The sequence below is a fragment of the uncultured Nitrosomonas sp. genome (assembly GCF_902826915.1).
GTDB lineage: Bacteria > Pseudomonadota > Gammaproteobacteria > Burkholderiales > Nitrosomonadaceae > Nitrosomonas.
Window position 1 is genome coordinate 1 of record NZ_CADEGP010000015.1, and the last position, 13,149, is coordinate 13,149.

The 13,149-nt window shown below is 46.2% G+C and carries 12 protein-coding genes; 8 read left to right on the forward strand and 4 right to left on the reverse strand.

What is annotated here, in order from left to right; all coding sequences use genetic code 11:
- Positions 1 to 220 precede the first annotated feature (220 nt).
- A complete protein-coding gene (locus QZV86_RS04225) occupies positions 221 to 1,444 on the reverse strand; it encodes an NnrS family protein (protein WP_295624363.1) in 1,224 nt (407 codons plus the stop codon).
- Between the two features lie 127 nt (positions 1,445 to 1,571).
- Between QZV86_RS04225 and QZV86_RS04230 the strand changes: the two genes are divergently transcribed.
- From QZV86_RS04230 to scpB, 6 genes are read left to right on the forward strand one after another with little or no spacing between them, the layout of a single operon-like run.
- Entirely contained in the window at positions 1,572 to 2,432 is an 861-nt protein-coding gene (locus QZV86_RS04230; protein WP_295624365.1) for a 3',5'-nucleoside bisphosphate phosphatase, read from the forward strand.
- A 44-nt stretch (positions 2,433 to 2,476) separates the two neighbouring features.
- Positions 2,477 to 3,109, forward strand: coding sequence for an L-threonylcarbamoyladenylate synthase (locus QZV86_RS04235; protein WP_295624367.1), 633 nt, complete (start codon positions 2,477 to 2,479; stop codon positions 3,107 to 3,109).
- Positions 3,102 to 3,767 (forward strand): site-2 protease family protein, encoded by a 666-nt coding sequence (locus tag QZV86_RS04240; protein WP_295624368.1) that lies wholly within the window; start codon positions 3,102 to 3,104, stop codon positions 3,765 to 3,767. The genes QZV86_RS04235 and QZV86_RS04240 overlap by 8 nt, the downstream gene beginning before the upstream one ends.
- Positions 3,768 to 3,793: 26 nt before the next feature.
- Positions 3,794 to 4,996: a tryptophan--tRNA ligase gene (locus tag QZV86_RS04245; protein ID WP_295624370.1), complete on the forward strand. Its 1,203-nt coding sequence runs from the start codon at positions 3,794 to 3,796 to the stop codon at positions 4,994 to 4,996.
- Between the two features lie 37 nt (positions 4,997 to 5,033).
- On the forward strand, positions 5,034 to 5,849 hold the full coding sequence (locus QZV86_RS04250) for a ScpA family protein (RefSeq protein WP_295624372.1): 816 nt from the start codon (positions 5,034 to 5,036) through the stop codon (positions 5,847 to 5,849).
- Complete coding sequence (gene scpB / locus QZV86_RS04255) at positions 5,815 to 6,441, forward strand: SMC-Scp complex subunit ScpB (protein ID WP_295624374.1); 627 nt, start codon at positions 5,815 to 5,817, stop codon at positions 6,439 to 6,441. The genes QZV86_RS04250 and scpB overlap by 35 nt, the downstream gene beginning before the upstream one ends.
- A 78-nt stretch (positions 6,442 to 6,519) precedes the next feature.
- Here the strand turns inward: scpB and QZV86_RS04260 are convergent, their stop codons facing one another.
- The 3 genes from QZV86_RS04260 to QZV86_RS04270 all read right to left on the reverse strand — a co-directional run bounded on the left by QZV86_RS04260 (position 6,520) and on the right by QZV86_RS04270 (position 10,805).
- On the reverse strand, positions 6,520 to 8,280 hold the full coding sequence (locus QZV86_RS04260) for a hypothetical protein (RefSeq protein WP_295624376.1): 1,761 nt from the start codon (positions 8,278 to 8,280) through the stop codon (positions 6,520 to 6,522).
- Positions 8,281 to 8,530: 250 nt separating this feature from the next.
- On the reverse strand, positions 8,531 to 9,820 hold the full coding sequence (locus QZV86_RS04265; protein ID WP_295624378.1) for a dicarboxylate/amino acid:cation symporter: 1,290 nt from the start codon (positions 9,818 to 9,820) through the stop codon (positions 8,531 to 8,533).
- A gap of 154 nt (positions 9,821 to 9,974) precedes the next feature.
- The gene (locus tag QZV86_RS04270; protein ID WP_295624380.1) at positions 9,975 to 10,805 is read right to left on the reverse strand and encodes an inositol monophosphatase family protein; all 831 of its coding nucleotides are present in this window, start codon (positions 10,803 to 10,805) and stop codon (positions 9,975 to 9,977) included.
- 381 nt (positions 10,806 to 11,186) lie between these two features.
- Between QZV86_RS04270 and QZV86_RS04275 the strand changes: the two genes are divergently transcribed.
- Both QZV86_RS04275 and QZV86_RS04280 read left to right on the forward strand, forming a co-directional pair.
- Entirely contained in the window at positions 11,187 to 11,912 is a 726-nt protein-coding gene (locus tag QZV86_RS04275; RefSeq protein WP_295624382.1) for a response regulator transcription factor, read from the forward strand.
- 223 nt (positions 11,913 to 12,135) lie between these two features.
- On the forward strand, positions 12,136 to 13,131 hold the full coding sequence (locus tag QZV86_RS04280) for a multicopper oxidase domain-containing protein (RefSeq protein ID WP_295624384.1): 996 nt from the start codon (positions 12,136 to 12,138) through the stop codon (positions 13,129 to 13,131).
- Positions 13,132 to 13,149 lie beyond the last annotated feature (18 nt).

A 13,149-nucleotide genomic window follows, 5' to 3' on the forward strand; every position in this document is an offset into this window, starting at 1 on the left:
TACAATATTGTTAAACTCAATCAGTTAGTTATGCTTTTTGAGTAAGCTCTAGCTAAGCGAGATAGATCGATGTTCATCGCGTAGTTCTCTGCAAGACTTAACTAGAGGAAGCTCTGAATAACTCACTAAAATCATTCCGAATGCGGCGAGGAATCTTTGATAGCAAACACAATAGATTTCTCGCTTTGCTCGAAATGACCATTATCCGGAGATTCCTTAACTACCCCGGTTTCCCATCCATCCGTTGCCGCCAATAAATCGGCGCGTACTTGGCAGTCCAAAGCCCAAAGCAGGCCAGCCAGACAAATGCGGCTAAGACATAGAGCATCGGTGCGATCACCGGCACGACATCACTCAGAATTCTGATCACAGCGGTTGCCTGAAAGCCTAAAAACAGCACCCAGGTTAATCGATCCAGCTCCAGCGGACGTCCCGAATGCCCAATGGTGACGCGCGAAGCCATCGCCAGGATCATGCTGGCAAAAAAGCCGATGCCCAGTGCATGCAATGGCGCAAGGCCAAGCACCATGTTGCCGGATAGCATATATGTCAAGCTCTGTACTCCATACAGCAGCATGGATACACCCAGCCAGGCAAAGGAGAAATGCAACACCGCCAGCAAACTAACGCTAAAGCTGCGCAAAAATCCCCAACGGTACGACAAATAGAGCGCACAAGCGGCCAGCGGGAAGTCGGCGATCCATAGGTAGGCCGACAGTTCCAACCATTGCAGGCTGCCGTGCGCCGCAATACAGGCGAGCATCAGCCACAGCATCCAGAATGGCCGCACCATTTCATAATTATCCAGTACGCGGCTGGAGAAAAACGGAATCATGCGGTGCGAAACGGTCAGCACGATCGGCAGCAGGAAGAACCAAATTCCGGCGTGACGCGCAAAATTAAGCACAACCGGACTTTCGGTCACTAACCAGACTAGATACGCCGCCACGCCCAGCCAGCCCATCAGCAGTGCGATGCTGGTTACTCTGGCATGACGTTTGTCCTGTGCAGATGTCGTCAGCAGAATGCGAAACAACACATAAATTGCAATGCCCCAGCCGACCAACATCAATTCAACACCGGCGATACTGATTACTTTGTGCGTCAACAAACCGACATAAAATAGCACCACACCTGCCGCCATTAATACACACGTAGCGACATATTCGCGCGGCCTTACTTTGTCGCCGTTCATCCAATTGGGGTAGGTGGTAAACAGAAAACCAAAAATAAAGAAGGGAAAAAAACCATAGATCATCAGAAATGCATGTGCCCAGGTCGGTGCAATGCTCCAGTGGGTCATTGATCCGGCGATGCCATAGCGACTGGTCAGGTCAAATGCCCACCACAACACGGTCAGCACGCCTTGCAATGCGCCCGCTAAAAACAAGCTACGATGCGGCGCAGCGGATAGATGGTGGCGAATTGCCAATAGTTTATTCATTTGGGTTCCTTGTAAAACGATTTTTCTTTCAGGGTTCTAACTATCTCTTTCATTATCCAACGCAATTATTTCTCTTCAATGCGGTTATTTGCTATCATGCATGTTCTGCGTTGCTACGAATTACCTCATGCTTAACATTGATCTGCATTGTCATTCCAACATTTCTGATGGCGTTTTACCACCGGCTCAATTGGTTGAGCGCGCCGCTATGCGCGGCGTTGAAATACTGGCGTTAACCGATCACGACGACATCTCTGGACTGGCAGAAGCACGGCAGATGGCCGAATCAAAAAGTATAACATTTATAAATGGTGTGGAAATCTCCGTGAGCTGGCGCGGCCGCACTTTGCATATTATCGGATTGAATATTGACCCGACCTACGTACCGCTGATCGAAGGTTTGGCAGCTATACGCGCGGGGCGTGCGCAACGCGCCGAAAATATCGCTCTCGAGCTGGAAAAAATCGGCATTCAGGATAGCCTGGAAGGCGCTTATGCGCATGTTGGCGAGCGGCGCTTGATCGGACGTACGCATTTTGCTCGTTTTCTGGTTGAGCGGGGTTATGCTAAGGACGTAAAATCCGTGTTTAAAAAATATCTGGTGAAAGGCAAGCCAGGCTATACCTCTCACGAATGGGCCTCGCTCAGCGATGCTGTGAGCTGGATTCGCAATAGTGGTGGTCATGCGGTGATCGCACATCCAGCGCGTTATGGTTTGGGTAAGAATGTCTTGAATGATCTGCTTGATGAGTTCTGCGCGCTGGGCGGATCAGGCCTTGAAGTGGTCACGTCAAGCCACACACCCGAGCAAATGCGACATTTTGCACACCACGCACAACATAGAAACCTGCTGGCTTCGTGCGGCTCGGATTTTCATGGCCCTGGTGAGAGCTATTTTGATCTGGGGCAGTTACCGGAATTTCCACACGGTTGCACGCCCGTCTGGCACCATTGGAAAAACAACATCGCAGCCGAACTCACAAATTAGCACATTGACTACTTAACTTAACTTAATCCTGATACCGTTTTATTGTGGCTCAATTCTTTTCAATTCACGCGGATACCCCGCATGCGCGCTTGATCAAGCAAGCCGTTGCTATTGTTCGAAAAGGCGGAATTATCGTATACCCCACGGATTCCTGTTATGCCTTGGGCTGCCATTTGGGCGACAAAGACGCGATGGCGCGCATCCGCACCATTCGGCAAGTAGATGAACGCCATCATTTCACGCTGGTGTGCCGCAATCTGACAGAAATTTCCGCCTACGCCAAAGTGGATAACAGTCAGTATCGATTGCTTAAAGCCACTACACCGGGCAGCTACACGTTTATTTTACAGGCAACCCGGGAAGTACCACGGCGCACGCAGCATCCGAAACGCAATACCATCGGCTTACGCATTCCCGATCATCCGGTGGTGCTGGCGTTACTGGAGGAACTCGGCGAACCGCTGCTAAGCTCAACGCTGATTCTGCCAGGAGACAAATATCCGTTGAATGATGCCGAAGAAATTCGCGAACGACTGGAACATCAAGTTGAATTAGTTATGGATGCTGGTTCATGCGGCATAGATATGACCACGGTGATTGATTTAACCACTGATGTGCCTGCATTGGTACGTCAAGGAAAAGGTTGTCTTGATCCATTTGGAATCGAACATGGATGAAATTATCCGGGGTATCGCCATTTATGCGCTTCCCGTTATTTTTGCCATCACCCTGCATGAAGCCGCGCATGGTTATATCGCCAAGCATTTCGGTGACTTTACCGCATACAACGAAGGGCGTATCAGTCTCAATCCAGTACGGCATATCGATCTTGTGGGTACGATACTGGTTCCGTTGTCATTATTCATTCTAAGTAAATTAACCATCGGTGCGGGTTTTTTATTTGGCTGGGCCAAACCGGTGCCGGTTAATTTTTCCAACTTGCGCCAACCCAAACGCAATATGCTCTGGGTAGCCGCTGCCGGGCCCGGCGCCAATTTACTGATGGCGTTTTTCTGGGCCTTGATGATCAAACTAGCCATTATCTCGCCTGAAAGTAGTTTTGCAAAGCCGCTGGCGCTGATGGGAATTGCAGGAATTGAAATCAATGTTATCCTGATGGTACTCAATCTGTTACCGCTACCGCCTTTGGATGGAGGTCGAATGGCAGTGAGTTTGTTGCCACATCAATTGGCTTACCAGTTTTCCCGGATTGAACCTTATGGTTTTATGATACTGCTGGTATTGTTATTCAGTGGTGCACTGGGCGCCGTGATTGGCCCCGTGATTACATGGGCTAAAATCATGATCGTATCAATTTTTGGATTATATATTTAATAACGTTTTACATTTGGAAAATTAACATGTTTGCTGATCGCGTTTTATCAGGCATGCGCCCCACCGGTAGCCTGCACTTGGGACATTATCATGGTGTTTTGAAAAATTGGGTCAAGCTGCAGCGGCAGCACGAATGTTTGTTCTTCGTTGCCGATTGGCATGCCTTGACGACCCATTATGATTCACCTGAAATCATCGAACAGAATGTCTGGGATATGGTAGTTGATTGGCTGGCTGCGGGCGTTGATCCATCGCAGGCGATCTTATTCATTCAATCCAAGGTTCCTGCTCACGCTGAGCTGTACTTGCTGCTGTCGATGATGACACCGTTGGGCTGGCTGGAACGCGTGCCCACCTATAAGGATCAACAGGAAAAATTATCCGAGAAAGACCTCAGCACTTTTGGTTTTCTGGGCTATCCGTTACTGCAAAGTGCAGATATTCTGATTTACCGTGCCAATCTAGTTCCCGTCGGAGAAGATCAAGCACCCCATTTGGAATTTACGCGCGAAATTTCCCGGCGTTTTAATCACATCTACGGCAAAGAATCTGGTTTTGAAGAAAAAGCGGAGCAAGCCATTAAGAAACTAGGCTCGAAAAAATCCAAGCTGTATACTGAGTTGCGTACGCTGTATCAGGAACAGGGCGATGAGTACGCGCTGGAAAAAGCCAAGTCATTACTGAACGAGCAGCAGAATCTAAGTCTGGGTGATCGTGAACGGCTATACGGCTACCTGGAAGGCGGCGGCAAAATGATTCTATCCGAACCGGAAACATTGCTGACTGAAGCTCCCAGAATGCCGGGACTGGATGGTCAGAAAATGTCTAAATCCTATAACAACACCATCAGTCTGCGCGAAGATCCGGAAAACATTCGCAAAAAAATTCGCACCATGCCAACCGATCCGGCACGGGTACGGCGCAGCGATCCGGGTGATCCGGCTAAATGTCCGGTGTGGCAATTCCATCTTGTTTATTCCGATGACGCCACACGCGAATGGGTACAACAGGGTTGCAGAAATGCGGAAATTGGCTGCCTGGATTGCAAAACACCCGTGATCGATAAGATTCTGGCTGAACAGGAACCCATGTTAGAACGCATCAAAAAATACGAAGAAGACCCGACCCTGGTACGCAACATCATTGCAGACGGTTGCGAAAAAGCCAACAAACTGGCGGAAGAAACCATGCGTGACGTCCGCGCAGCGATGGGACTCAGTTATTCATAAATTTACAGCGCACAAGCGAGACTGATCTTATTGTTCTATGAACGACAATTCAGTAATCGAAACCAATGAAACACAACCGATCGCCAGAATCTGTGGTGAGCCGTTGCTGGAAATTCCACAGGATTTGTATATCCCACCCGATGCATTGGAAGTCTTTCTGGATACCTTTCAGGGTCCGCTGGACTTACTGCTGTATCTGATTCGCAAGCATAATCTGAATATTCTGGACATTCCGATGGCGGAGTTAACGCAGCAATATATGACTTATGTTGGAATGATGCGCGTGGACCAACTGGAACTGGCAGCCGAATATCTACTGATGACCGCATTGCTGATTGAAATCAAGTCGCGCATGCTGCTCCCCAATCCCAAAACAGAAACAGAAGAAGAACATGATCCGCGCGCTGAACTGGTGCGGCGTTTGCTTGAATACGAGCAAATGAAACATGCTGCAACCCGAATAAATGAACTACCACAAGCCGGGCGCGACTTTAGCGTAATTCAGATATGGGTTGAACAACAAGCTGCGGCACAGTTACCCAATATCGACATGGATGATTTACGGAACGCCTGGATGGCTATTCTAACGCGCGCAAAAATCAATCGTCACCATCAAATTAAACGTGAAACGCTTTCGGTCAGAGCTTATATGAGCCAGGTGCTGCGTGACCTGCGTGGACGTGATCAGGTAGAATTTTACGATTTGTTCGCTCCCGCAGCCACGGTTGCAGAAGTGGTTGTCACCTTCCTGGCTGTTTTGGAATTGGTCAAGGAACTGTTGCTAGAAATTTCTCAATCGCTCGATTCTGGGATTATTTATGTCCGCTCCATTGATGTCGCTCAATCAGCTTGATACATCGGATACACTGACTCCTGAAAAAACCCAGCGAATTCTGGAAGCTGTCTTGCTGACAACTTCAGAGCCTCTGCCCATTAACGAATTGCGTAAGTTATTCAACCTGGAATTAAGCGCCACCGTGTTGTCGAAATTACTGGAGGAGATTCGCGAGAAATGGCGTGATAGCGGCGTGGAGCTGGTCTCGATCGCCAGCGGCTGGCGTTTTCAAACCAAAGCGGACATACAACCGTATCTGGAGCGTTTGACACCGCCCAAAGCACCGCGCTATTCACGTGCAGTTCTGGAAACGCTCGCCATCATCGCCTACCGTCAGCCGGTAACCCGTGGCGATATCGAAGAAATTCGCGGCGTTAGCGTTTCCGGATCGGTGCTTAAAGCACTCACAACACGCGGTTGGATAGAAGCAATCGGACACCGTAACGTGCCTGGAAAACCCGCGCTGTTTGCTACCACACAACATTTCCTTAACGATCTGAATCTGCGCTCACTGGAAGAGCTTCCACCACTAGAAGAAATGAAATCCTTGATTGATTCCAATGAAAAAAACTCAGACTTGCCTTTTGAAGTTCCTGAAGCACACGATTAGTGGAACCAAGTAGGATTTAATAACTTGTGTCTTACCCATCTCAATCAATTTAGATAAGATACTGTTTGCTGGGTTAAATTATGCGTTGAGCTGTTGGTGTATCTGCATGTTGCGGTCACTCAGCGCTTGGAATCCCTCGCCTTGATGCACCGTTAGTTGAGTAAATGGAATAACCCAGTGTTCCCGGTTACAAACTTCAACACAAGTTTTCTGGATCAAACGATTAATCGTAAAGTACGAACTGGCTGCCTCACCTTTGCAGTTGACAACAATCAGATAATCCAATGAGTTCGTATTGGCTTCCTTAAATTCGACCAGCAAACTGACGATCTTATCGCTAAATTCCGCTTGCGCAAGCGCATGCTCTAACGCCTCACGAAAACGAGTCGGCACTTCATCCAAGCACTGCGCCTGATGCTGATAATCAATGCCGAATGTAACGACCACGACAAATCCCTTGCGTGATAGATTGAGCAGATCCAGACGGAAAAAATCAGCCGCAGGAAATTGCACCAAGCTACCTTTCATTTGCAGCAACACCAATTCCAAGGTTTGCTCTAATACTTCTCCGAAACGGCCATCCGACAACATGACATACTCACCTGGACGACAAGGAAACCAAGGTTCATCAATATCTGGACGCGACACCATATCATCCAGCGCGTTTAATGGTAGCCGGACGATCCCCTTTAGATCAGGATTGCGTAGCAGCGAATGCACATTGATCGATCTAACCTGCATCGGCAAACCATTATAGACCACTCTTTCACCGATTCTTACCGGCCCAATATCCAACAATAATCGGGTCTCGTTGATATAGCGCGGCAAAATATGTCGGAGGCTCAGCGCAATCGCGATTAATAAAATAATCGCCAATGTCAGTAGCAGAAAATCATTGGCCAGATAAAATGTTATCAGAACTGCCAATATCACCAGTAATCCGGTCAGCATACGATATGCGTATCCCGCCAATCTCACCTTGATGCTGTTGCGGTTACCGGGAGAAACCAATTTCTTCTGATACAACCATAGTAAGCCGCGCATTAGCATCCAGACAGTAAATGCGGTCAAGATGGCGATTGTTAGCGTAAGCCCGCGGCCCTGCACAAAGTCCACCATCCCGGTTTTCAGGCTCTGCCACCAGTCTTTATTGCTTTCTTCCAGACTAACCAACTGAGAACGGGCAATTTCCAAATCTTGTATGTTATCGGCTTGTCTCTGCAACCACTTTTGGGTTACAGATTCAAACTCTTGTTTAGTCGGTTGGGCCATAGTATCTGGCTGAAACCGCGCCATCGCGTCTAACGCAAGGTCAATTAGTTTGCGCTGCTCATGCAATAAGCTGATATCGCCACGTAGTTTTTCAATTTTGCGCGGCTTCTCGGTCAAATCCTTCAAAGCATCAATGATCGGCTTAGTCGCCAGAATAAGCTCTTCTTTCCAATCAAAAGGTCGCGTTGATGCATCCAGAAATGGGTCCAAATCCAGACCGCCAATAATTACCTGCTCAAACGAGTGATTCAACTGCTTGATAACTGCCTTGAGTTCATCAATCCGCTGCTGCAAATCTTTTTTCTCATCCTCTTGGGTAGCTTTAGCCAACTGCTGTTGCAATGCTTTTCGTTGCTTACGCTTCTCCTGCAGGGATTGCATAATGGCGGATAACTGATCTGTTGATTCTTTGCCAGTAGCTTCAGTATCTTTGACTGAATTGCTAACAGCTGAGTCATTTATTTGAGGTTTAACTTGTGGAATAGCTTGCGCATATAGCGCTGACCCCGGCAATCCAAAGGCCAACAGTAGTAGTAATGGGAATATGCGAAAAAGAATGATATGCAAAAATTACCTTTTGGATAAGTTATTGATTTTGATTAATCTTAATTTATAACTTGTTCCTAAACACCTCCTGAAAGGCGTCAACATTTGAGTTTATTATAACGTTGCAGCGTATCGGAATCAAACGGCGCGCCGAGCAAGTAGCCGTTCATATTTTTGAAATGCAGCGACAATATCCTAACTGCTTCGCTCAACTAGAATTGACTATATGTATTAATTATGGCGGTTTAGCGATAATTCTGACCCGCTTGTTTCACTGTTTGACGTGAGGCAATTCTACGGACTCTAATATTCCAGCATCGGGATCATTAAAAACTTCCATGGATACATTGTCTTCACTGCGCGCAACAATCATGGTAACGACAGCATCCCCGGTAACATTGGCCGCGGTACGTAGCATATCCAGCAAACGATCCACACCCATGATCAACGCAATGCCTTCAACTGGCAACCCCACTTGATTGAAAACCATGGCCAGCATAATGAGTCCGACGCCAGGCACGCCCGCGGTACCGATCGATGCCAGTACCGACATGCCAATAACAGTGAGATAGCCCGTTAAGCCCAGTTCAATACCATAAATATTGGCAATGAACACTGTGGCAACACCTTGCATAATGGCGGTGCCATCCATGTTAATGGTGGCACCAAAAGGCACAACAAATGAAGCCGTCGAATTATCCACACCCATACGCCTTTCAACCGTTCTGAGTGTAACGGGTATGGTTGCATTGGAGCTGGATGTACTGAAAGCAAAAACCTGGGCAGTGCGCATTTTCTTAAGAAATTGATTTGGACTGATCCGTCCAAGAAATTTCAATAACAACATAAGTGTGCCGGTTACATGACAAATTAACACCAAAATAACGATACCGAAATAGCCGATCATTGGCAGAATTAAGTCAATTCCTTGTAACGCAAAGTTCTTCGCCATTAATGCAAATACCCCGTAGGGCGCAATGGACATAACAACATTCACCACCTGCAGCATGACGTCATTCAATTTTTCAGCGCCGTCAATTAGCGTGCGCCCACGCTCACCGACCATCAGCAAGCAAATCGCAAACAGAATGGTGAAAAAAATGATTTGTAGCATGTTGCCTTCCGCAAAGGCAGTTACTGGATTACTCGGAACAAGATCAATAAAGACTTGTGTTATGGGCGGTGGCTCAGGCGCCACAAATTCTGTCTGAGCACTTTGAGTCAAATTAAAATCTTTACCAGGGTTTATCGTGACAGAAACAAGGAGCGCTAATGAAATGGCAAGCGTAGTGGTTAGCAAAAAGAGACCGAAAGCTTTGATACCCACCCGGCCCAGTTTTTTAACATCGCCAATGCCGCAAACGCCGCAAATCAATGAAAAAGTCACCAATGGAACAACCAGCATTTTCAATAAGTTAATGAAGATCGTACCCACCACATGAAACAAGCCATGAACCAAATAATTCTGAATGAGTGCAACATCATAAGCAAAGATATTAATCAAACTACCCAGCAATAAGCCAGCAATCATCCAAATTATTATTTTTGTAGTCATGTTCATGGTATTGGAAAGATAAGCGCAGTCTGTTATCGAACAAGCGTCTGATTAGCTTATCAATAACGCCTGATACTGGAGGTTGAGCATTCGGAATCGGATTGTGGTACCGCGTGGATGCCGAATGCCGAATGCCGAATGCAGATCCACTGTCGTTATGCTAAATTGGTTCGGCAGACCGTTGCGCTTTGATCAACTCCGGTGTGAGATGCGGCGCAATCACTTGCAGCAATTGACTAAAAACTTTTGGATTTCCAGCAATAATTTGTCCGCTTTCCAATTGCGTGTCATTGCCTTCCAAATCACCAACTAACCCACCCGCTTCAGTAATCAGCAAACAACCGGCGGCCATATCCCATGGTGCCAGCCCGATTTCCCAGAACCCATCATAGCGCCCAGCCGCGACATAAGCTAAATCCAGCGCGGCGGAACCCGGGCGCCGTATCCCTGTGATACGGGGCACGATATCCCGCAGTATCGCAAAATAAGCATCGACGTGCGTCAAGTCACGGAATGGTATTCCGGTGCCAATTAAACACTCTTCAAGCTTGGTGCGCTTACTGACACGAATTCGGCGATCATTTAAAAAAGCGCCGCTGCCTCGACTCGCGGTAAATAACTCATTATTGTTCGGATCGTAAACCACCGCATGCATCAGAACACCTTTATACCTTAATCCGATAGAAACCGAATATTTTGGAAAACCATGCAGGAAATTAGTCGTTCCGTCCAGCGGATCAATGATCCACTGATATTCTGACTGCTTCTGATCACCCTGGCGTCCGCTCTCTTCCGCCAGAATTGCATGATTGGGATAGGCCGCAAGCAAGACTTTGATAATAGCCTCTTCAGCTGCGCCATCCACTTCACTGACATAGTCACTGTGTGATTTTTTTGACACTGTGAGCAAATCCAGATTCTGAGAAGCCTTATTAATGATATTACCGGCACGACGCGCAGCTTTCACCGCAATACTCAACATTGGATGCATAATCTTGATTCAGAACTTAAAAGGGAAAGCTGCGATTTTAATATGAATCGCTCTTACCCGCTCTCATAATTCAAACGAAAACGCAAATACCAATGAAATAACCGACATCACCAATAAATACAACAAAAATGACGCTTTATAATTATTCCCACGATCCTAAAAAGTCAGGCTGTTCTGTCAGAAAATAACGATCTATTGCGATATATTTTGGGACAAACACCATCTATTTAACCATAAGCAAGTCTGTTAGAATCTCAAGTAAAAATTAGATGGATAGTCATAATATATATTAATCTAATTATATGATTTAATTGCAATTCTCTATGCTCAAGTGCCGTCCTTTTAGCTAGGACTCTTTGTAATTTACGGACAATAAAAAGCGTGATTGAGCACCCTGATTCAAAAATACGCGTTCTAGTAGCCGAGAGCTTCGAGCTCGTTCGTTTAGGACTGCGCTCACTGTTTGAAAACCACACCAATATCAACTTGATAGCAGAAACCAATAAAATAAAAGACTTATTTAATCTGGCAGAACAGCACAAGCCGGACATAATCCTTATGGATCTACACCTGAGCGGCAATAACTACGTGGAACATATTGCCCAGTTAATGCGTACTTGCCCACAAAGTAAAATACTGGCTTTTTCTGATTACAATAACGAACAAACTCACTTACAAACTTTTCGCTCAGGCGTGGCAGGGGTGATCAGGAAAGGCCATTCGACAGATCTATTAATCAAGGCCATTATTGCAATCCATAAAGGTCATCTCTGGTTTGATCGCAATATCACCAAGTTGCTCTGGCAAGCACAATTCGATCCCGATCCGGCTGTAGAAATCAAACCGCGAGCTGATGCTTCAACATTCCAGCAACCTAGATTAAGCGACAGCGAGCGTCACATTGCCCATCTCGCATGCAAAGGTTTGTCCGCCAAGGAAATCGGCGCGCAACTGTCTGTAACAGAGAAGACTGTACGAAACCAATTATCTATTATCTACAGAAAAATTGGTGTCAAGAAACAAATCGAACTATGTCTCAAAGCCCCCTTATATGATTATTTTAAAGAATCCTGCTTGATCGGGACATTTATCCCAAAAAATAACTAAATTTAGATAGGTTTTAAGGACAGATGCCTTCTATTTAGAAAAAAACAGATTTGATAGAATCCCGCCCAGCTAGGATTGCATTCCCCTTTTGCAATCAGCTTGCTAAACCTTACGTTACAAGTGAATTGCGAGCCTAAAATGAAACACCTGCATTAATCCACCAAGATGCATGTTCCATACACGCTTCACTTGATATGCATTTTTCACATTAGGAGGTCATTCAATGCTGTTTCAATCCAACCGAGCCGAGTATGACACGAAGCTCATAAAAAATTCCAATGCCTCGCCGACTATCACACAAAGATCCTTAATAAAACTGAGTGCCGTGACATTCGCACTTACCCTGACACTATCTACTTTTTCTGCAGGTTTTGCAGCCGAACATATTATTCAACTGACCGCAGAAGAAACCCAAGACGATGGATTTGGTAACAAACTGTTAGCTTACAAAATGTTAAGCCATAAAGTTAACGGTACGGATATTACATCACGCTATAGCCCGGAAGCCACCATTCCCGGCCCTACCATCGAGTTAACCGAAGGAGACACAGTTAAGATATCGATTCAGAATGCAATTCCTGGCAATAATACTCCTATTCCTGAAATCAGCAGACAGGTCAGCATTCATGTGCATGGCGTCCATTACGATATTCTTAGCGACGGAACCCTCAAGGTCATCAATAAAAATTTTGACGAGGGAGCAGGTGCCGGGCTTGAAGAGACCTATGTCATCTACGAATATCAATGGAATGTTGCAGCTGGAACTGCTGGCACCTGGGCATACCACGATCATAATTTTGAAACCCATAACGGAGCAGAGCACAAAGGTCTTTTTGGAGCAATCATCGTCAACGAAATCGGCGCACCAAATTTTGACAAGGATTATGTACTTTATTTAGGCGACGATGCTTTCTGGGGTATGGAAATCGACGGAACAAGCAGAACTCAGTCAAAACATGGCACCAATCCAACATTGGCTGCAACAAAAAACTCCAATGTCCGGTTTCATTTAATTGCCTTAGGCACCGATATTCACACCTTTAAGCTAGACGGCTATAAATGGATCGACCCCGGAACTACCAACCTTATTAATCAAGTTGCAATCGGTCCGCTGGAGAAACATGTTTTCAGTGTTATTGCCAAAAGTAGCGCTCATTATAAAGACAAAAATTTCTCCAACAATCTTTTGGACATGAAGGGAAAATTTCGAGTCCAGTAAGCATATGTTAGCAACTTA

Coding starts and splice junctions, on each gene's coding strand:
- QZV86_RS04225 (WP_295624363.1), bottom strand. CDS start 1,444: ATGAATAAACTATTGGCAATTCGCCACCATCTATCCGCTGCGCCGCAT.
- QZV86_RS04270 (WP_295624380.1), bottom strand. CDS start 10,805: ATGCATCCAATGTTGAGTATTGCGGTGAAAGCTGCGCGTCGTGCCGGT.
- scpB (WP_295624374.1), top strand. CDS start 5,815: ATGTCCGCTCCATTGATGTCGCTCAATCAGCTTGATACATCGGATACA.
- QZV86_RS04240 (WP_295624368.1), top strand. CDS start 3,102: ATGGATGAAATTATCCGGGGTATCGCCATTTATGCGCTTCCCGTTATT.
- QZV86_RS04280 (WP_295624384.1), top strand. CDS start 12,136: ATGCTGTTTCAATCCAACCGAGCCGAGTATGACACGAAGCTCATAAAA.
- QZV86_RS04250 (WP_295624372.1), top strand. CDS start 5,034: ATGAACGACAATTCAGTAATCGAAACCAATGAAACACAACCGATCGCC.
- QZV86_RS04230 (WP_295624365.1), top strand. CDS start 1,572: ATGCTTAACATTGATCTGCATTGTCATTCCAACATTTCTGATGGCGTT.
- QZV86_RS04245 (WP_295624370.1), top strand. CDS start 3,794: ATGTTTGCTGATCGCGTTTTATCAGGCATGCGCCCCACCGGTAGCCTG.
- QZV86_RS04265 (WP_295624378.1), bottom strand. CDS start 9,820: ATGAACATGACTACAAAAATAATAATTTGGATGATTGCTGGCTTATTG.